This window comes from Pseudomonas sp. S2_F07, from assembly GCF_054668325.1.
Genome location: NZ_CP162758.1, coordinates 5697484 through 5715623 on the forward strand (window position 1 = coordinate 5697484; position 18140 = coordinate 5715623).

Annotated in this window: 17 protein-coding genes; 11 read left to right on the plus strand and 6 right to left on the minus strand. The window is 60.4% G+C overall.

Annotated elements, in window-relative coordinates:
* Positions 1 to 2 precede the first annotated feature (2 nt).
* Genes AB4O40_RS25875 through AB4O40_RS25895 form a run of 5 tightly spaced genes read left to right on the plus strand, consistent with a single transcriptional unit; the run spans position 3 to position 3182 of the window.
* Positions 3 to 734: an adenosylcobinamide-GDP ribazoletransferase gene (locus AB4O40_RS25875; RefSeq protein WP_056721734.1), complete on the plus strand. Its 732-nt coding sequence runs from the start codon at positions 3 to 5 to the stop codon at positions 732 to 734.
* Positions 735 to 790: 56 nt separating this feature from the next.
* Complete coding sequence (locus AB4O40_RS25880; RefSeq protein ID WP_046037619.1) at positions 791 to 1195, plus strand: MarR family winged helix-turn-helix transcriptional regulator; 405 nt, start codon at positions 791 to 793, stop codon at positions 1193 to 1195.
* 52 nt (positions 1196 to 1247) lie between these two features.
* Positions 1248 to 2456, plus strand: a complete 1209-nt coding sequence (locus tag AB4O40_RS25885; RefSeq protein ID WP_056721736.1) for an MFS transporter — start codon at positions 1248 to 1250, stop codon at positions 2454 to 2456.
* Positions 2453 to 2575 carry a hypothetical protein gene (locus tag AB4O40_RS25890; protein WP_007977581.1) on the plus strand — a complete coding sequence of 41 codons (123 nt, stop codon included), beginning with the start codon at positions 2453 to 2455 and terminating at the stop codon, positions 2573 to 2575. Before AB4O40_RS25885 ends, AB4O40_RS25890 begins: the two co-directional genes overlap by 4 nt.
* A 55-nt stretch (positions 2576 to 2630) precedes the next feature.
* Entirely contained in the window at positions 2631 to 3182 is a 552-nt protein-coding gene (locus tag AB4O40_RS25895; RefSeq protein ID WP_460154616.1) for a glutathione peroxidase, read from the plus strand.
* An 87-nt stretch (positions 3183 to 3269) separates the two neighbouring features.
* On the opposite strand, the gene AB4O40_RS25900 is transcribed toward AB4O40_RS25895, so the two are convergent.
* From AB4O40_RS25900 to AB4O40_RS25910, 3 genes are all read right to left on the minus strand, one after another.
* Positions 3270 to 4541, minus strand: coding sequence for an OmpP1/FadL family transporter (locus AB4O40_RS25900; protein WP_056721740.1), 1272 nt, complete (start codon positions 4539 to 4541; stop codon positions 3270 to 3272).
* Between the two features lie 146 nt (positions 4542 to 4687).
* The gene (locus AB4O40_RS25905) at positions 4688 to 5170 is read right to left on the minus strand and encodes a hypothetical protein (RefSeq protein WP_056721742.1); all 483 of its coding nucleotides are present in this window, start codon (positions 5168 to 5170) and stop codon (positions 4688 to 4690) included.
* Between the two features lie 275 nt (positions 5171 to 5445).
* Positions 5446 to 5670, minus strand: a complete 225-nt coding sequence (locus AB4O40_RS25910) for a hypothetical protein (protein ID WP_007898912.1) — start codon at positions 5668 to 5670, stop codon at positions 5446 to 5448.
* 1007 nt (positions 5671 to 6677) lie between these two features.
* On the opposite strand from AB4O40_RS25910, the gene AB4O40_RS25915 reads away from it, so the two are divergent.
* Both AB4O40_RS25915 and AB4O40_RS25920 read left to right on the plus strand, forming a co-directional pair.
* Entirely contained in the window at positions 6678 to 7001 is a 324-nt protein-coding gene (locus AB4O40_RS25915; protein WP_082562890.1) for an SEL1-like repeat protein, read from the plus strand.
* 175 nt (positions 7002 to 7176) lie between these two features.
* Entirely contained in the window at positions 7177 to 8541 is a 1365-nt protein-coding gene (locus AB4O40_RS25920) for a DNA recombination protein RmuC (protein ID WP_162252406.1), read from the plus strand.
* 42 nt (positions 8542 to 8583) lie between these two features.
* Here AB4O40_RS25920 and AB4O40_RS25925 read toward each other — a convergent pair whose 3' ends face one another.
* On the minus strand, positions 8584 to 12054 hold the full coding sequence (locus tag AB4O40_RS25925; RefSeq protein WP_056721748.1) for a hybrid sensor histidine kinase/response regulator: 3471 nt from the start codon (positions 12052 to 12054) through the stop codon (positions 8584 to 8586).
* Positions 12055 to 12269: 215 nt separating this feature from the next.
* Positions 12270 to 12806 (minus strand): TetR/AcrR family transcriptional regulator, encoded by a 537-nt coding sequence (locus tag AB4O40_RS25930; RefSeq protein WP_056721750.1) that lies wholly within the window; start codon positions 12804 to 12806, stop codon positions 12270 to 12272.
* Positions 12807 to 12954: 148 nt separating this feature from the next.
* On the opposite strand from AB4O40_RS25930, the gene AB4O40_RS25935 reads away from it, so the two are divergent.
* The 4 genes from AB4O40_RS25935 to AB4O40_RS25950 all read left to right on the plus strand — a co-directional run bounded on the left by AB4O40_RS25935 (position 12955) and on the right by AB4O40_RS25950 (position 17732).
* A complete protein-coding gene (locus tag AB4O40_RS25935; protein ID WP_056721752.1) occupies positions 12955 to 14145 on the plus strand; it encodes an MFS transporter in 1191 nt (396 codons plus the stop codon).
* Between the two features lie 48 nt (positions 14146 to 14193).
* The gene (locus AB4O40_RS25940) at positions 14194 to 14505 is read left to right on the plus strand and encodes a cupin domain-containing protein (protein ID WP_056721754.1); all 312 of its coding nucleotides are present in this window, start codon (positions 14194 to 14196) and stop codon (positions 14503 to 14505) included.
* Between the two features lie 103 nt (positions 14506 to 14608).
* Positions 14609 to 15760, plus strand: a complete 1152-nt coding sequence (locus AB4O40_RS25945) for a TDT family transporter (protein ID WP_460057389.1) — start codon at positions 14609 to 14611, stop codon at positions 15758 to 15760.
* Positions 15761 to 15857: 97 nt separating this feature from the next.
* Entirely contained in the window at positions 15858 to 17732 is a 1875-nt protein-coding gene (locus AB4O40_RS25950) for an MFS transporter (protein WP_414918029.1), read from the plus strand.
* A 65-nt stretch (positions 17733 to 17797) separates the two neighbouring features.
* Here AB4O40_RS25950 and sugE read toward each other — a convergent pair whose 3' ends face one another.
* Positions 17798 to 18112, minus strand: coding sequence for a quaternary ammonium compound efflux SMR transporter SugE (sugE, locus tag AB4O40_RS25955; protein WP_007977599.1), 315 nt, complete (start codon positions 18110 to 18112; stop codon positions 17798 to 17800).
* Positions 18113 to 18140 lie beyond the last annotated feature (28 nt).

The following is an 18140-nucleotide window of genomic DNA, read 5'->3' on the forward strand; positions in this document are numbered from 1 at the left end:
CCATGCTGCCATTCTGGATCGCCCTGCAATTTCTCAGCAGCCTGCCGATTCGCCTGCCCGGCATGCCAGAGTCCCGGGATCTGGGGCGGTCGCTGCTGTTTTATCCGCTGGTGGGATTGCTCTTTGGCGCCATTCTGTGGGCAGTCAACTGGCTGTTGCTCGGCACGCCGACGTTGCTGCACGCGGCGTTGTTGCTGAGCCTTTGGGTGCTGCTCAGCGGCGGCCTGCACCTGGATGGCCTGGCGGACAGCGCCGACGCCTGGCTCGGTGGTTTTGGCGATCGTGAGCGCACGTTGACCATCATGAAAGACCCGCGCAGCGGGCCGATCGCCGTGGTGACGCTGGTGCTGGTGTTGCTGCTCAAATTCACCGCACTGCTGGCGCTGATCGAACAGCCGCATTCACTGGCATTGATCATTGTGCCGTTGATCGGTCGCAGTGCATTGCTCGGCTTGTTCCTGACCACGCCGTACGTGCGTGCCGGTGGCCTGGGCCAGGCATTGTCCGATCATCTTCCGCGTTCGGCGGGCAAGCAGGTGCTGGCGGTCAGCGCACTAGCCTGTGTGTTGATCGTCGGTTTGAGTGGTGTGGTGGTTGTGGTGTTGGCGGTTATTGGTTTTGTCTGGCTGCGCCAGGTGATGCTGCGGCGCCTGGGCGGCACGACGGGGGACACGGCGGGTGCGATGCTGGAGTTGCTGGAAGTTGCAGTGCTGGTAGGCTTGGCGCTGTTTTAACTGTTATTCCAGCTCTGTAACTTGATTTAACCGACTCGCGGGTATATACACGCACCATGCTCGATTCCCAATGTTTATGCATCAACCTGCGTCGCGCCGCCCGTGGCGTCAGCAGGCACTACGACGGCGCTCTCGATGGCTTCGGGATCAACGTTGCGCAGTATTCTTTGCTGTGCAATCTGCAGCGTCTGGATCAGCCGAGCATTTCGACCCTGGCCGAGGCCATGGGCCTGGATCGCAGTACCCTGGGGCGTAATTTGCGGGTGCTGGAGGGTGATGGCCTGGTGACGCTGGTCGAGGGCGAGGACATGCGCAACCGCATCGTCCTGCTGACCGAGGCCGGGGCAGAGCGTCTCAAGGCTGCCTTGCCGGCCTGGGAAGCCGCGCAGCAACGTTTGATCGATCGCCTGGGTGCCGAGAAGCGCGAAACCTTATTGAAGCTGTTGGATGAACTGGCATGATGCCGGTTTTTTCGATCATAAGCGGGTATATACCCGCTACCGGAGAACAACAATGACATCGATGTGGCGTACATGCGGCTGGGTTCTGTTGGGGAGTGCGCTGATCCTTGCGTTGTCGCTGGGTGTCCGCCATGGCTTCGGGCTGTTTCTGGCGCCGATGAGCTCCGAGTTCGGTTGGGGGCGTGAAGTCTTTGCCTTCGCTATCGCCCTGCAGAACCTGATCTGGGGCCTCGCTCAGCCGTTCACCGGCGCCCTGGCCGACCGCTTCGGCGCGGCGAAAGTGGTGCTGATCGGTGGCGTCCTGTACGCGGCCGGGCTGATTTGCATGGGGCTCTCCGACTCGGCGATGACCCTGTCACTGAGCGCCGGCCTGCTGATCGGTATCGGACTGTCTGGTACATCGTTCTCGGTGATCCTCGGCGTGGTCGGCCGTGCGGTGCCGCCGGAAAAACGCAGCATGGGCATGGGGATCGCCAGTGCGGCCGGTTCGTTCGGCCAGTTCGCGATGTTGCCCGGCACACTCGGTCTGATCGGATGGCTTGGCTGGTCCGCGGCGCTGCTGGTGCTGGGCTTGCTGGTGGCGTTGATCGTGCCGCTGGTGGGCATGCTCAAGGACAAGCCGCTGCCCGTCATGGGCCACGAACAGACCCTTGGCGAAGCGCTGCGTGAGGCCTGCTCCCATTCCGGATTCTGGCTCCTGGCGTTCGGCTTTTTTGTGTGCGGATTCCAAGTGGTGTTCATCGGCGTGCACTTGCCGGCCTATCTGGTGGATCAACATCTTCCGGCGACGGTCGGCACCACGGTGCTGGCGCTGATCGGGCTGTTCAACATTTTCGGCACCTATACCGCCGGATGGCTCGGCGGGCGCATGTCCAAGCCGCGGTTGCTCACCGGTCTGTACTTGCTGCGGGCGGTGGTCATTGCCTTGTTCCTGTGGGCGCCGGTGACGACCACCACGGCCTACCTGTTCGGCATGGCCATGGGCTTTCTGTGGCTGTCGACGGTGCCGTTGACCAACGGCACGGTGGCGACCTTGTTTGGTGTGCGAAATCTGTCCATGCTCGGCGGGATTGTTTTCCTGTTTCACCAGCTCGGTTCGTTTCTGGGTGGCTGGTTGGGCGGGGTGGTGTATGACCGAACCGGGAGTTATGACTTGATCTGGCAAGTGGCAATTCTCTTGAGCCTGTTGGCCGCTGCCCTCAACTGGCCGGTGCGTGAGCGGCCGGTAGAGCGTCTGCAATCACAAATGAGTGCGATATGAACAGTCTTTGGCCGCGGATCGCCGTAGCCGCCGTCTGCGCCTTATTGCTGGCATTGTCGTGGTGGGGCTGGCATCAAGGCGGACTGGCGCTGATGCAGTTGGGCATGGGTGCTTGCTAGTGAGCGGCGAGGGCGAGTAACGTCACTTTTGACGAGTTATCAAGGATGCACCGACATGCTGATGCGCTGGATTGCAGTCCCCGCGTTGCTGGTGACGTTTACCGGACTGGCCTGCGCGGCCGAGTGCCCGGAACTGTTGCAAGGATCACTGCAAAAGCTGCGCGCCAAGGAATCCATCGACCTGTGCCAACGGTATGAAGGTAAGCCGCTGGTGGTGGTCAATACTGCGAGCTTCTGCGGTTTCGCCCCGCAGTTCAAGAGTCTTGAGGCGCTGAATCAGCGTTACAAAGGGCAGGGGCTGGAAGTACTGGGTGTTCCGTCCAATGACTTCAAGCAGGAGTCCGGGGACGGTGCCGAGACCGCCAAGGTTTGTTACGTCAACTATGGCGTGACTTTCACTATGACCGAGCCGCAGCCGGTACGTGGCGCCGACGCAACCCATCTGTTCAAGGTGCTGGCCGAACAAAGCAGTGCGCCAAAATGGAATTTCTACAAATACGTGGTCGATCGCAAGGGTAAGGTGATCGCCAGCTTTTCCAGCCTGACCAAGCCCGATGATCCCGAGTTCATTGCGGCGGTGGAGCAAGCCCTGGCTTCACAACCTTGATTTGCACCCACTGAAAAGCCCCGCCTCTGTGAAGAGAGCGGGGCTTTTTTGATTCCGTTGGCGAGCGTTCAGGCTCGCCGGGAATCATCAGAAGCGGTAGGTCGCACCGAGACCGAAACCGTTCGCGTAGTTTTCATACTTGGCGTTGTAGGTCTGGCCACGGTCGTTGCTGTTGTTGACCTTGACCGACTCTTCGCGCAGGTACGAATACGCCAGGTCGATGGTCAGGTCGTCGGTCGGGCTCCAGCCGGCGCCCACGCTGAAAATCTTGCGATCGCCAGTCGGGATGCGTGGGGAGCGGTCGACGTTGTTGGTCGGTGCCTGGTCAATGGACAGACCGGTACGCAGTACCCATTGCTTGTTCAACTGGTAGGACGCGCCGATGGCGTGAGCCCAGGTGTCGTGCCAGTTCTGTTCTTCAGTGATGGTGCCGAACTGGCCGTTCAGAACAGCCGGAACGCCTTTGTTTTCAACGGTGATTTCTTTCAGGCGGCTCCAGCGGGTCCAGGTGCTGCCTGCGTAAAGAGTCCACTTGTCGTCGAGCTGGTGAGTGACCGAGAAGTCCACCGATTCAGGTGTGGTCAGGTCCAGCGAAGCGTCGTATTTCTGGCTTGGGTTCTGGCCGATCAGGCCCAGCACGTTGTAGTTGACCTTGGTGTCACCGTCGAGCTTGTACTTCACTTTCGAGTGGTAGGTCAGGCCGACGCGAGTGCTGTCGGTGGCTTGCACCAGCACGCCGATGTTGTAGCCCAGCGCGGTGTCGTCCCCCTTGATCTTGACCTTGCCATCGGGCTGGGACTGGGTGATCGACAGGTTCGATTCCAGGGTGCCGTCGATGCGGTTGATGGTTGGGCCAAAACCGATGGAAACCTTGTCGTTGAAGGCGTAGCTGACCGTCGGTTGCAGGGTGACGATCTTGACTTCGCTCTTGCTGCCGAAATAGCGGCCGGCAAAGCCGTTTTCGTAGTCGGTTACCAGACCGAATGGTGCGTATACGCCCACACCGAAGGCCCACTTGTCGTCGATTGGCTTGACGTAGTAGCCCATAGGGACGGCGATGAACGGAACCATGTCGCCGTCGTTGCTGCCGCCGTTCGGGCTGGAGCTTGCGTGGCTGATGTCAGTGTGTGCGTCGAGCATCGCAATACCGCCGGTGACTTGTTCGCGCTTGATGCGCGACATGCCGGCAGGGTTGCCAAAAATGGTGCTTGCGTCATCGGCAGAGGAAGATCGCCCGGCAAAACCTGTACCCATCCCGCTGATGCTTTGTTCGTTGATGGCAAAGCCACTTGCAAAGATCTGGGTGGATGCCATGGCAACGGCGAGACTGATGGTGGTTTTGAGCATTACTTTTTTCATTATTAGAACTCCTGGTGATCACCGGGGCGAAAATTACCAACATTTTCGTTCCGGCGCCATAGGCTGTATGCCTTGATTTAGAGCGGTTTTGTAGGACAATCCGACCAGATTCGCGGCGTGTTGCGCGATCTTTGGATCCAGGTGTGTCAGCAGGCTACCTGATTCAACGGTGAAACACAGGTTTGCCAAGCGCTGGTGAAATCACGCAGGCGTCCCTGGGGCTGAAATGTCTGGCGCCAGATCCTGGCCATACCCAACAAATCATCAGGGGCGGGGAGGGGGGTGTTCTGTTCTTCCACCAGCAGCCAGGCGATGGCTGTGGCGTAACGCAGGTTGACGGTCAATTCGAGGTGCGGGCCACTGAGAAACGCATGCTGGCTGGCCAGGCCGCGGACCAGGCTTGCACGGTCCGGATCAAGGGCCAGGTAGTGATCCCATAGGGCTTGGTGGCGGGGCTCGGCAATGCGGTACAGGCCGTGCCCACGGCGGTCATGCAGGGCGGAACCAAGGGCGGACTGGCTGGCGGCAATGCCCAGCAGCAAGGATTCGGCAGTAGCGCTATGGCGTCCGAGGTAGATCAAGGTCGGACGAATCACATAACGGCACAGTTCGCTGGCAGCGATACCCATAAAACCCTCGAAACCTGAAATGGACGGCGATACCTGAAAGGGGCTTGGCAGCAGTGGATCGGCTCAGGCTCGCCGCAAGCGGGTCAAGCCGCTTGAGTTGAAGTGTAGTGTCATATTCGCGCTGTAAAGGCCTGTTTTTAAAATATTTCCAGCGACCAGTTATAACCCTTATATCGGATCGTGCTTAGTCGTGATTCGATGGCAAGGAAATATCGGGCAATAAAAAGCCCCGCTTTTCGGGCAGGGCTTTTGGGTTTTTCAGCCTGTCTGGCGTTTCAGGCAACCAGTGCCTGACGGGTACGCTCGATCACGGCCTGCAGCGGCTCGGCGCTGGAGTATTGATCGGGGTACAGGCGTTCGCTGTGACGAGCGATACCGTGTTCGTTGACCAGGGTGAAGCTGAAGCAGCCTTTGCGAGCGGCCATGATCAGGCAGTTCATTGGTGCAAAAGCGTTGGTTAGGGTGCGAATGGCATCCTGAGTGTGGATTTGAGTAGACATTATTGGGTGTTCCTACAAATGACACGGATAAGAACCGTGCAACGTTAAAACGTTCCAGTAACGTCGATCACCATTGATCGAACGAAGAACCCGACTGGAACAAAGCAGCCAGTTTGAAGCGCTGATAAGTTGGCGCGCTTGGGCTGGCAGGTAGGTACTTAGGAGGGCAGGCAACACATCAAGGGCAAAGGTTCTGGGCCCGGGGTGAAGATCCTGATCAATTTGCAGGTTGGTTCGAGCAGAGTAGGCAGGCGGAGCAACACCCTTTGCTTTCGATTCAAAGGTTGTGTTGGCGCAAGATTTACCTGGAAACCATCGAGGTGGTCGATCCCGCTTGTTCGGTGGAGGCTTCCGTTGGGAAGGCTGACCGGGGGGATTTGTTCGACCAGAATTGACTTTCAGCTTGGTACTAACGCCGCAGATACTAACGGATTGAACTGGCCAAGGGAAGTGTGATAGTGAAAAGAATTTCCCGGCGGGTGCCTGATCGGGCTGTTTCTCCTTGTGGAGGCGCAGATAAAGCTGCACGGTCCGGGATTGATACGCCCTGTTTCGAGACAGAATCCGACCGCCGGTCATCGACGTTTGAAGCGGCGCAGCCGTCTGGAAACCGGGTTTGCCAGGGTTTGTCCCCAGGCACGACAAAAAAATGCGCCGAAAAAGGGCGTCGATATAACCATCGCAAAGGCACTTGTGCACATTAGTTGCGCGGTCTGTCACCCCGCTGTCATCTCACGTTCAAGCGTAATGGCTGCCTGTAACCAAAATTTAAGTCAATGAAAAACATCGCTTTTTTTTACTGGTGAAAAAATCGTCAGTTTGACTGCGAGCCCCATTCCACAGGGCTTTGAGAGAGTTCGAGGGCGGTTGTCCACTGAGTTATCCACAGCTTCTGTGGATTGTCCCGAGCGCTTGCTCTAGGACGGGCGTGCCGGGATATTTTCAGCTTTACCTGTAAGAAAAAGAGAGTAAAGTTGCGCGCCTTCTGATCTGCCCCACAGTGCTTTATGAAGTTTCGCTCGGCCTCTGTTTCCTCTTCCTCCACACCGCCTTCTGTTGCCCCTGCCAAGCGCTTTTCCATGCGTGTGGCGGAGTGGCTGTTGGACAGTCCGCATCTGGGCGAAAACCGTAACGTCAAACACATCGCCGGACGTTTGCTCAAGCAACCGGCCCGTGAAGGTGTGGTGGCGGCGCAAAGTCGCCTTGGCCAGTTGATGTGTCGCGAATGCGGGAATGCCCGGGACCGCCGGATCGGTCAGGACCTGTTGCGCCAGGCCGCTCGGGCGGGTGATCACCGCGCGCAACAGGAACTGGGGCTGATCGAAGACTGAGCTGTCCAAGACCGGACCTCTTGGTTAACCTTCAGGCTTTATCCGAATGGCAGGAGTGGCTATGGCAATGGACTTGACCAGCTTATTGCTGGGTCTGGCAGGGGCTGGGTTGCCGTTGCTGGTATTGGCCTGGCAACTGCAACGTCGGGCCAGCACCACGCAAGCCGATGTCGCGCTGCTGCAAGAACGCCTGGCCATGGCGCAACTGGCGCAGGACGGATTGAACGCCCAGCTCGAGTCCAGCCGCGATGAAGCGGCTGATCTGACCCAGGCCAACGCCGCCAAACAGGCTGATCTGGCTGCGCTGCGTCGTGAAGTCGAGCTGTTGCAGATCGAGCGCGACGACGCCCGGGACGCCGCCCATGCGTGGAATATCGAACGCGCCGGCAAAGAAGCCGAGTTGCGCCGCCTGGACGCCCAGGCCGCGTCGCTCAACGCCGAATTGCGCGAGCAACAGGACAGTCATCAGCAGCGCCTCAACGATCTGCAAGGTTCGCGGGACGAGTTGCGCGCGCAATTCGCCGAGCTGGCGGGGAAAATTTTCGATGAGCGCGAGCAGCGCTTTGCCGAGACCAGCCAGCAGCGCCTGGGGCAGTTGCTCGATCCGCTCAAGGAACGCATCCAGTCCTTCGAAAAACGTGTCGAGGAAAGCTATCAGAACGAGGCCCGTGAGCGTTTCTCCCTGGCCAAGGAGTTGGAGCGCCTGCAACAGCTGAATTTGCGCCTGAGCGATGAGGCCACCAACCTGACTCGCGCCTTGAAAGGGCAGAAGACCCAGGGCAATTGGGGCGAGCTGATTCTTGAGCGCGTGCTCGAGCATGCGGGGCTGGAGAAGGGCCGCGAGTACCAGACTCAGGTCAATCTCAAGGGACCGGACGGCGAGCGCTTCCAGCCGGACGTGATCATTTATCTGCCGGGCGACAAGCAGGTGGTGGTCGACTCCAAAGTCAGCCTGACGGCCTATCAGCAATACGTCGCGGCTGAAGACGAGGCTATCGGCCAGATCGCGATCAAGCAGCACGTGCTGTCGTTGCGCAATCACGTCAAAGGCCTGGCCGGCAAGGATTACAAGCGCCTCGATGGCTTGCACAGCCTGGATTTCGTGTTGCTCTTCGTGCCGATCGAGGCGGCGTTTTCGGCCGCGCTGCAGGCTGAACCGACGCTGTTCCAGGAGGCGTTCGACCGCAACATCGTGATCGTCAGCCCGACCACCTTGCTGGCGACCCTGCGGGTCATCGACAGCCTGTGGAAGCAGGAGCGCCAGAGCCAGAATGCCCGGGAAATCGCCGAGCGGGCCGGGTGGCTGTACGACAAGTTCGTGCTGTTTATCCAGGATCTGGACGAGGTCGGCAATCGCTTGCAGCAACTGGACAAGGCCTACAGTTCGGCACGCAACAAGCTGACAGAGGGACGCGGCAACCTGGTCAGCCGCAGTGAACAGCTCAAGCTGTTGGGCGCGCGGGCGAGCAAGAGCTTGCCGGCGGATTTGCTGGAGCGGGCGATGACCGATGTCGATGGGTTGGTCGAGTTGCCGGAATAAACCGGCAGCGAAACATTAACCATTGTGGCGAGCTGATCCTCGCTACAACGGTATGTACCGGCTCAACAACGCGCGCAACGCCGCCGGCTTCACCGGTTTGGCCAGGTAATCCAGCCCTGCGGCATGCACCAGGTCGACCGTCTCCGGCCGGCCATCGGCGCTGATCACCACCCCCGGAACCGGCTCGCCCATCTGCGTGCGCAACCAGGCCATCAAATCGGTTCCGGTCTCGCCATGATCGAGGTGGTAATCCACCAGGGCCAATTGCGGACGCATGCCTTCGCCAAGCAACACGGCACATTCCTCGCGATTGCGCGCGGTCCAGACCTGGCAACCCCAGCGGCTGAGCAGGCTGTTCATGCCGATCAGGATGCTGTCCTCGTTGTCGATACACAGCACCTGCGCGCCATTGAGCAACTTGCCGTTGAGCTCGGCGACCTTGAGCGGCGCTGCGGTTTGCGCTCGGGCCAGCGGCACGCTGACGCTGAACACGCTACCGCGTCCTGGCCAGGAGCGTACGCGCAAGGTATGACCGAGCACGCGACATAGCCCGTCGGCAATCGCCAGCCCCAGGCCGAGGCCTTTTTCGGCCTGGGTCTGGTGGCTGTCGAGGCGCTTGAACTCTTCGAAAATCACCTGCAGCTTATCTTCCGGGATGCCTGGCCCACGGTCCCAGACTTCCAGGCTCAGTTGCTCCTTGTGTCGGCGAACCCCCAGCAGCACCGGCCCTTTGCCGTAGCGGAAAGCGTTAGTCAGGAAGTTCTGCAAGATCCGCCGCAGCAGTTTGATGTCGCTGTCGACCCGCAACGTGCTGGCGCGAACCCGGAACTCCAGTTTTTGTTCTCGCGCCAGCGCCTTGAACTCTGTACCGAGGGTATCGAACAGTTCGTTGAGGGCGAATGGCTGGCGATTGGGGTTGATCTTGCCGTTTTCCAGGCGGGAAATGTCCAGCAGGTCGCTGATCAAGTCCTCGGCCGAGCGCAGCGAACTGTCCAGGTGCTCGACCAGTTTCTGTGCTTCGCCAGACAGACTATCGCCCTGATGGGAGAGGGCGGCGGAGAACAGCCGCGCCGCATTCAAGGGTTGCATCAAGTCATGGCTGACGGCCGCGAGGAAACGGGTCTTGGACTGGTTGGCGGCCTCGGCGGTGCCCTTGGCCTCGGTCAGGGCAATGTTGAGTTGTGACAATTCGTGGGTCCGTTCGGTGACCCGTCGCTCCAGCCCTTCGTTGGCTTCGGTCAGCGCTTGCTCGGCTTCGCGGAACGCGGTGATGTCGGTGAAGCTCATGACGAATCCACCGCCCGGCATCGGGTTGCCGATCAGCTCGATCACCCGGCCGTTGGGGAACAGGCGCTCGGAGGTGTGCGCGCGGCCCTGGCGCATCCAGTGCAGGCGACGCGCGACGTGCACTTCGGCTTCGCCCGGGCCGCACAGGCCGCGCTCGGCATTGTGGCGAATGATGTCGGCGATGGGCCGGCCAACTCTGATCAGGCCATCCGGGTAGTTGAACAAATCCAGGTATCGACGGTTCCAGGCCACCAGTTTCAGTGACTGGTCGACCACGCTGATGCCCTGGGTGATGTTCTCGATCGCGCCTTGCAGCAAGGCACGGTTGAACTGCAGCACCTCCGAGGCTTCGTCGGCGATGCGCACGACGTCCTCCAGTTGCATCTCGCGGCCTTCAATGGCGGCTTTTACCACCGCGCGGGTCGAGGAAGCGCCGAGCACACCGGCCAACAAGCGTTCGGTATGGGCGATCCATTCATTGTCAGCGTTCTGGTTCGGGTTGAAGCCCTTGCCCTGGCGATAGGCAAAACGGATGAAGCTTTGACGGGCACGTTCTTCGCCGACGAAGCGCGCCGCCAGTTGTAGCAGGTCGTCGATCTGCACCGCCAGCATCGAACGTGCGCTGGGGCGGGCGCTGATTTCCTGGCCGATGAAGCGGCCCGCCTGCCAGTGCTCGGACACACGGGTGCGCGACAGTACCGAAACCCAGGCGAACAGCGTGAAGTTGCCTGCCAGCGACAGCACCACGCCCTGGGTCAGCGGGGTGATCGGCAAGTTCAGTGGGTTGCTGTGCAACCAGGCCAGCCCCGGGAAGGTGCTTAAGGACAGGCCGAGGCTGAGGGCGGCAATCGGCAGGACCAAGGTGTAGAACCACAGGAAGGTGCCTGCGGCGAGGCCGGCGAAAACGCCGCGGCGGTTGGCCTGTTTCCAGTACAGCGCACCGAGCATGGCGGGGGCCAGTTGGGTCACGGCGGCGAAGGCGATCTGGCCGATGGTCGCCAGGCTGGCGGTCGAGCCCAGCAGGCGATAACTGACGTAGGCCAGCAGCAGAATCACCACGATGCTGACGCGGCGCACCGACAGCATCCACTGGCGGAACACTTCGAACGGGCGCTCGGCGTTGTTGCGCCGCAGCAGCCAGGGCAGCAGCATGTCGTTGGAGACCATGGTTGACAGCGCCACGCTGGCCACGATCACCATGCCGGTGGCCGCCGATGCGCCACCGATAAACGCCAGCAGGGCCAGCGCCGGATGCGCCTGGGCCAGGGGCAGGCTGATGACGAACGAGTCCGGCAGCACCGAGCTGGGCAGCATCATCTGGCCGGCCAGGGCGATCGGCACGACAAACAAGGCGGCGAGGGCGAGGTAGGCCGGGAACACCCACTTGGCCAGGCGCAGATCCTGAGGGTCGATGTTCTCGACAACGGTCACGTGGAACTGCCGTGGCAGGCAAATAATCGCCATCATCGCCACACCGGTCTGCACCACCATCGACGGCCAGTTGATGGTTTCCTTCCAGTACTGCTCCAGGCGCGGCGCGAGCATGGCCTGGTCGAACAGGTCGTCGAATCCGTCGTACAGGCCGTAGGTCACGAAGGCGCCGACAGCGAGGAACGCGAACAGCTTCACCAATGATTCGAAGGCAATCGCAAGCACCATGCCGCGGTGGTGCTCCGTGGCGTCGAGGTTGCGGGTGCCGAAGACGATGGTGAACAGCGCCAGCACCAGCGATACGATCAGCGCGGTGTCCTGGGCGCGGGTGCCCATGGCGTCGGCACCGGCGCCGATCAGCAGGTTCACGCCGAGCACGATGCCTTTGAGCTGCAGTGCGATGTAGGGCAACACACCGACCAGGCAAATCAGCGCCACCACCACCGCCAGCGACTGGGATTTGCCATAGCGTGCGGCGATGAAGTCGGCGATCGAGGTGATGTTTTCCTGTTTGCTGATCATCACCATTTTTTGCAGGACCCACGGCGCGCCGACCAGCAACAGGATCGGCCCGAGGTAGATCGGCAGGAACGACCAGAGCTGTTCGGCGGCCTGGCCCACGGCACCGAAGAAGGTCCAGCTGGTGCAGTAGACCGCCAGCGACAGGCTGTACACCCAGGCGCGCACACGCGGCGGCAAGGGCGCGCTGCGACGGTCGCCATAGAAGGCGATAGCGAACATGATGGCCATATAGGCCAGGGCGACGACGGCAATCAGCCCGGTGGACAGCGACATGGGGACTCCAGACAAAAGACATCCGGACCTCCCGCCCGGACAGACAGTCTCGCACGACCGCCAGCGTTAGTCAGTGTCGACCAAGGTCGTGGCGTGGCGGGGTGTCGCAGGAGGATTTTCAGTGTCTGGACCGGCCCCATCGCGAGCAGGCTCGCTCCCACAATTGGCCTGCCGCACACATTCCCTGTGGGAGCGAGCCTGCTTGCGAATGGGTTTCACTGATTCAACGCGATCTCGATTAATCGGTGCAATTGCTCAACCTCAAGCGGCGCCTCGGCAAACAGTATGCGAAACACCGTCGGCGCCGCGATCAGGTTGATCAGGCGATCGACACTGGGCTTGGGCTGATCCGGATAGCGATCCAGAATCGTCTGCAGTTGCCCGCCAATGATGGTCGCGCAATAACTTGGCTTCAACGCCGCCTGCACGTCGTACAGCATGTTGCGGCCAGGTTCGGAGCTCATCTCGTCCAGGTACTGCTCGGCCCAGGCCCGCACGTCGCCGTGCAGGCTGCCGGTGTTGGCCGGCTCGTTGTCGGGCTGCATGCGGGCGAGGGCGACGTCGGCCAGCAGCGCCGACACATCGCCCCAGCGTCGATAGATGGTGGACGGTGTGACACCCGCGCGCGCCGCAATTTGCGGCACCGTCACGCTGGCGCGGTCCTGCTCCTCAAGGAGTTGGCGCACGGCCGAATGAATCGACTCTTGTACCCGGGCGCTGCGGCCGCCGGGGCGTAATGTGGGAGCGGTCATCTTGTGTTTCCTGTATTGCACCGGGTCTTGCGGCAGGCACCCGGTCCTGAAAGCCATGCATCGGACCTTAACACAAAGAATTTGCTTTAAGAGAGATCCAGTAGCACACTCCGCAAAAGCAAATAATTAGCTTTTGTGGAGTGTGTCCATGCCCGGTTCTTCTTCAAATCGCGCCAGCCTGTGGTTTCTGGCAATTACCTTGCTTAGCTTCCTGGCGGCTTCCACTGCGCCGACACCGCTTTATCACCTGTATCAGGAGCAGATGCAGTTTTCGGCCGCGACCCTGACCCTTATTTTCGGCGTTTACGCCCTCAGCCTGTTGGCGGCGTTGCTGACGGTCGGCTCGATGTCGGATTACCTGGGACGCAAACCGGTGATCTTTACGGCGGTGCTGCTGAACACCCTGGCGATGTTGCTGTTTATCTACGCCGACAGCGTTGCGTGGCTGATCAGTGCCCGGGTCCTGCAGGGGTTTGCCACCGGCATGGCAACTGCCGTGTTGAGTGCAACCTTGCTGGACACCGATCGCCAGCATGGCCCACTGGTCAATAGCGTCGCGCCCTTGATCGGCATGGCTCTGGGTGGAATGGGCTGCGGTTTGCTGGCCGAATTTGCTCCGGCGCCGTTACACCTGACCTATTGGCTGCTACTTGTCCTGTTCGTGATGCAGGCTGTATGGGTCTGGCGTTTGCCGGAGAGCGTCACGCGCCAGTCCGGGGCTTGGGCATCATTGCGACCGACCCTGCATGTGCCGGTCCAGGCGCGTGCGACGTTATGGCGTGTTTTACCGCTTAACACGGCGACCTGGGCGCTCGGCGGTTTTTACGCGTCGCTGGCACCTTCATTGGTGCGCACGGCAACCGGTTCAACGTCGAACCTGATTGGCGGGGCGACCGTCGCCGCATTGACGGTGACCGGTGCCCTGATGATTTACACACTACGCAATCAGGCGGCGACCAAGGCGCTGCAATTGGGTGCCTGTTCGCTGCCGACGGGCGTCGCACTGATTCTACTGGGCGTGCACAGCGCCAGTTTGCCGCTGTTTTTCCTCGGCACGCTGGTCGCCGGTTGTGGCTTCGGCGCCGGTTTCCTCGGAGCGGTGCGCAGTCTGGTGCCGCTGGCCTTGCCCCATGAGCGCGCCGGGTTGATGTCGGCGTATTACGTGCTGAGTTATCTGGCGTTTTGCCTGCCGGCGCTGCTGGCCGGGAACCTGGCGCGGACCTTTGGTCTGGTGGCAACCACCGATGGCTATGGTGCGGTGCTGATGGTGCTGGCCCTCAGTGCAATGGCGGGTTTACTGCGATCACGTTCGGCCAGGGCCTGCGAGGCCAACCGGTAAAATTGAGTTAGCCTTGGCACCCACTCAGCTCACTCGAAGGATCGGACCATGAAGATCATCCGCAGCAAATCGTTCACTGGCGAGCGTGCCTGGGCCGCGCTGGACATCGCCAGCATGAACGGTATCACCACGCGCCTGCACTGGACTGATCAACCCTACAAGTGGCACGTCAACGATGGCGAGGAAGTGTTCGTGGTGCTCGATGGCCAGGTGCGGATGCGTTATCGCGAAGAGGGGCTGGAGCGGGAGGCCTTGCTGGAGGTCGGTGACATTTTCCATGCCTCGGTTGGCACTGAGCATGTGGCACATCCGCTAGGACCGGCCCGGATATTGGTGATCGAATCGGAAGGGAGTGTCTGACAATATAGGTAATATCGATAAGATATAGAGATATTACCCGTTATATAGATATTCTATTCGGATCTAACATGGGCTCTACCTCACGAGAGGACAGGAGTTCGCCATGACATGCGCCAATAGCACCAAGCCCGGAATCAAACCTTTCAGTCACTTGCAGCATCCCCGCGAGGTGATCCGCCAGTTCACCCCCAACTGGTTCGCGGCCACTATGGGCACCGGCGTGCTGGCGTTGGCACTGGCGCAATTGCCGGTCGCCACACCTGCCTTGCACGCCTTTGCCGAAGCCCTCTGGCTGTTCAATATCGCTCTGTTCCTGCTGTTTACCGCGCTATACACGGCGCGTTGGGTGCTGTTTTTCGACGAAGCGCGACGTATTTTCGGCCACTCCACGGTTTCGATGTTTTTCGGCACCATTCCCATGGGCCTGGCGACCATCATCAATGGCTTCCTGGTGTTTGGCCTGCCGCGCTGGGGCGAAGGGGTGATTCACCTCGCCGAGGTGCTGTGGTGGCTGGATGTGGCGATGTCGCTGGCCTGTGGCGTGCTGATTCCCTACATGATGTTCACCCGTCAGGAGCACAGCATCGACCAGATGACGGCAGTCTGGTTGTTGCCGGTGGTCGCGGCTGAAGTGGCGGCCGTCAGCGGGGGGTTGTTGGCGCCGCACTTGGCCGACGCTCATTCGCAACTGGTGGTGCTGGTGACCAGCTACGTGCTCTGGGCTTTTTCCCTGCCGGTAGCCTTCAGCATCCTGACCATTCTGATGCTGCGCATGGCTTTGCATAAACTGCCCCACGAAAACATGGCCGCCTCGAGCTGGCTGGCCCTTGGCCCGATCGGCACCGGTGCGCTGGGCATGCTGGTACTGGGTGGCGATGCACCGCTGATTTTCGCGGCCAACGGTATGCAGGGAGTCGGTGAGATTGCCTCTGGATTGGGTCTGGTGGCCGGCATCACCCTGTGGGGCTTCGGTCTGTGGTGGATGCTGATGGCGTTGCTGATCACTGTGCGCTACCTGCGGGCCGGCATTCCTTTCAATCTCGGCTGGTGGGGTTTCACTTTCCCGTTGGGCGTCTATTCTCTGGCGACGTTGAAGCTGGCCAGTACCTTGAACCTGACATTCTTCGGTGTCTTTGGCTGTGTGCTGGTGGCATTGCTGGCGGTGATGTGGCTGATCGTCGGCAAGCGCACGGTGCTGGGCGCCTGGCGTGGCGAGCTGTTTGTCTCGCCGTGCATTGCCGGATTGAAGAAATAACCGGCAAAGAATTAGGTAAGGTGTGGCCTGGATCGACTTTTGATAATCCAATAAGAATCCAGGCCACTCGTTACCTATCATCAGGGACACATGGAAGATGAGTCACCCCTCACAGTTCACCTTGCTACGCACCCGGCGCTTCCTGCCGTTCTTCGTCACCCAGTCCCTCGGGGCGTTCAACGACAACGTGTTCAAGCAGTCGTTGATCCTGGCCATTTTGTACAAGCTGACCATCGAGGGTGACCGCTCGATATGGGTCAACCTGTGTGCGCTGCTGTTTATCCTGCCGTTCTTCCTGTTCTCGGCCCTGGCCGGGCAATTCGGGGAAAAGTTCGCCAAGGACGCGTTGATCCGCCTGATCAAGCTTGGGGAAATCGCCATCATGGCGGTCGGTGCCGTCGGCTTCATGTTCGATCACTTGTCGTTGATGCTGCTGGCGCTGTTCGCCATGGGCACCCACTCGGCGTTGTTCGGGCCGGTGAAGTACTCGATCCTGCCGCAAGCCCTGCATGAAGATGAGCTGGTAGGCGGCAACGGCCTGGTGGAAATGGGCACCTTCCTGGCGATCCTTGCCGGCACCATTGGTGCCGGGATCATGATGTCTTCGGCGCATTACGCACCGGTGGTGTCCGTGGCAATCATCGGCACTGCCGTGCTCGGCTACTTGGCCAGTCGCAGCATTCCCCGGGCGGCGGCCGCCACGCCGCAAATGCGCCTGAACTGGAACATCTTCAGCCAGTCCTGGGCCACGTTGAAGCTGGGCCTGGGGCAAACGCCGGCGGTGTCACGCTCGATTGTCGGCAACTCGTGGTTCTGGTTTGTCGGGGCGATTTACCTGACGCAGATCCCGGCCTATGCCAAGGAGTGGATGCACGGCGACGAAACCGTGGTGACGCTGATTCTGACGGTGTTCTCGGTCGGCATCGCATTGGGTTCGCTGCTGTGCGAGAAGCTCTCCGGGCGCAAAGTCGAGATCGGACTGGTGCCGTTCGGATCGTTCGGCCTGACCGTTTTTGGTCTGCTGCTGTGGTGGCATTCTGGTGGAATCCCGGACAGCGCCACTGGCCATGGCTGGATCGAGATCCTCGGTTTCGGCCACACCTGGCTGGTGTTGCTCGACATCCTCGGCCTGGGCGTCTTTGGCGGTTTCTACATCGTGCCGCTGTACGCGCTGATCCAGTCACGTACGGCGGAGAACGAACGGGCGCGGGTGATTGCCGCCAACAATATCCTCAATGCCTTGTTCATGGTGGTGTCGGCGATTGTCTCGATCATCTTGCTGAGTGTGGCCGAGCTGTCGATCCCGCAGCTGTTCCTGGTGGTGTCGTTGCTGAACATCGGCGTCAACGCCTACATCTTCAAGATCGTCCCCGAGTTCACCATGCGTTTCATGATCTGGCTGCTCAGCCATTCCATGTACCGCGTCGAGCATCGCAATCTGGATTTGATCCCCGATGAAGGCGCGGCGTTGCTGGTGTGCAATCACGTGTCATTCGTCGACGCCTTGCTGATTGGCGGCGCGGTGCGTCGGCCGATTCGCTTTGTCATGTACTACAAGATCTACAACCTGCCGGTGCTGAACTTCATCTTCCGTACCGCGGGGACGATTCCGATTGCAGGGCGCCAGGAAGACATCCAGATATATGAACAAGCCTTCACGCGCATTGCCCGGTACCTGAAGGACGGTGAGCTGGTGTGCATCTTCCCCGAGGGTAAATTGACCGCCGATGGCCAGATCAATGAATTCAAGGGCGGGTTGACGCGGATTCTCGAAGAGACGCCAGTACCGGTGATTCCGCTGGCCTTGCAGGGGTTGTGGGGGAGTTTCTTCAGCCGCGATCCGGGCAAGGGACTGTTTCATCGCCTGTGGTCGCGAGTGACATTGGTGGCGGGGCCGGCGGTGGCGGTTGAAGTGGCGGAGCCGGCGAAGTTGCAGGCGTTGGTGGGGGAGTTGCGCGGGGCTGTCAGATAATGGTTGTTTGAACGGGCCTCATCGTCGGATCTCCGGGCGGCGATCCGACGATGGCGGTCTGAAAGTTAAGCGCTGACCTTCAGGCCAACAAGCCCGGAAATAATCAACGCCACACTCGCCAACCGCACCAGCGCCATGGATTCGCCAAACAGGATGATCCCGGCGATCACCGTGCCAACGGCGCCGACACCGGTCCAGATCGCATAGGCCGTACCCAGCGGCAATTCTTTCATTGCAAGGCCGAGCAAGCCAAGGCTGATCGCCATGGCCGCGACGGTCAACACGGTGGGGAGCGGGCGGGTGAAGCCGTCGGTGTACTTGAGGCCGACGGCCCAGCCGACTTCGAATAGGCCGGCGAAAAACAGAATGATCCAGGACATGAAGACCTCCATCGTCTGACGGGGTCGT

Bases quoted from the DNA above. Each gene is read 5' to 3' on its own strand.
- AB4O40_RS25875 (WP_056721734.1), top strand. From the start codon at position 3: ATGCTGCCATTCTGGATCGCCCTGCAATTTCTCAGCAGCCTGCCGATT.
- AB4O40_RS25880 (WP_046037619.1), top strand. From the start codon at position 791: ATGCTCGATTCCCAATGTTTATGCATCAACCTGCGTCGCGCCGCCCGT.
- AB4O40_RS25885 (WP_056721736.1), top strand. From the start codon at position 1,248: ATGACATCGATGTGGCGTACATGCGGCTGGGTTCTGTTGGGGAGTGCG.
- AB4O40_RS25890 (WP_007977581.1), top strand. From the start codon at position 2,453: ATGAACAGTCTTTGGCCGCGGATCGCCGTAGCCGCCGTCTGCGCCTTA.
- AB4O40_RS25895 (WP_460154616.1), top strand. From the start codon at position 2,631: ATGCTGATGCGCTGGATTGCAGTCCCCGCGTTGCTGGTGACGTTTACC.
- AB4O40_RS25900 (WP_056721740.1), bottom strand. From the start codon at position 4,541: ATGAAAAAAGTAATGCTCAAAACCACCATCAGTCTCGCCGTTGCCATG.
- AB4O40_RS25905 (WP_056721742.1), bottom strand. From the start codon at position 5,170: ATGGGTATCGCTGCCAGCGAACTGTGCCGTTATGTGATTCGTCCGACC.
- AB4O40_RS25910 (WP_007898912.1), bottom strand. From the start codon at position 5,670: ATGTCTACTCAAATCCACACTCAGGATGCCATTCGCACCCTAACCAAC.
- AB4O40_RS25915 (WP_082562890.1), top strand. From the start codon at position 6,678: ATGAAGTTTCGCTCGGCCTCTGTTTCCTCTTCCTCCACACCGCCTTCT.
- AB4O40_RS25925 (WP_056721748.1), bottom strand. From the start codon at position 12,054: ATGTCGCTGTCCACCGGGCTGATTGCCGTCGTCGCCCTGGCCTATATG.
- AB4O40_RS25930 (WP_056721750.1), bottom strand. From the start codon at position 12,806: ATGACCGCTCCCACATTACGCCCCGGCGGCCGCAGCGCCCGGGTACAA.
- AB4O40_RS25935 (WP_056721752.1), top strand. From the start codon at position 12,955: ATGCCCGGTTCTTCTTCAAATCGCGCCAGCCTGTGGTTTCTGGCAATT.
- AB4O40_RS25940 (WP_056721754.1), top strand. From the start codon at position 14,194: ATGAAGATCATCCGCAGCAAATCGTTCACTGGCGAGCGTGCCTGGGCC.
- AB4O40_RS25945 (WP_460057389.1), top strand. From the start codon at position 14,609: ATGACATGCGCCAATAGCACCAAGCCCGGAATCAAACCTTTCAGTCAC.
- AB4O40_RS25950 (WP_414918029.1), top strand. From the start codon at position 15,858: ATGAGTCACCCCTCACAGTTCACCTTGCTACGCACCCGGCGCTTCCTG.
- sugE (WP_007977599.1), bottom strand. From the start codon at position 18,112: ATGTCCTGGATCATTCTGTTTTTCGCCGGCCTATTCGAAGTCGGCTGG.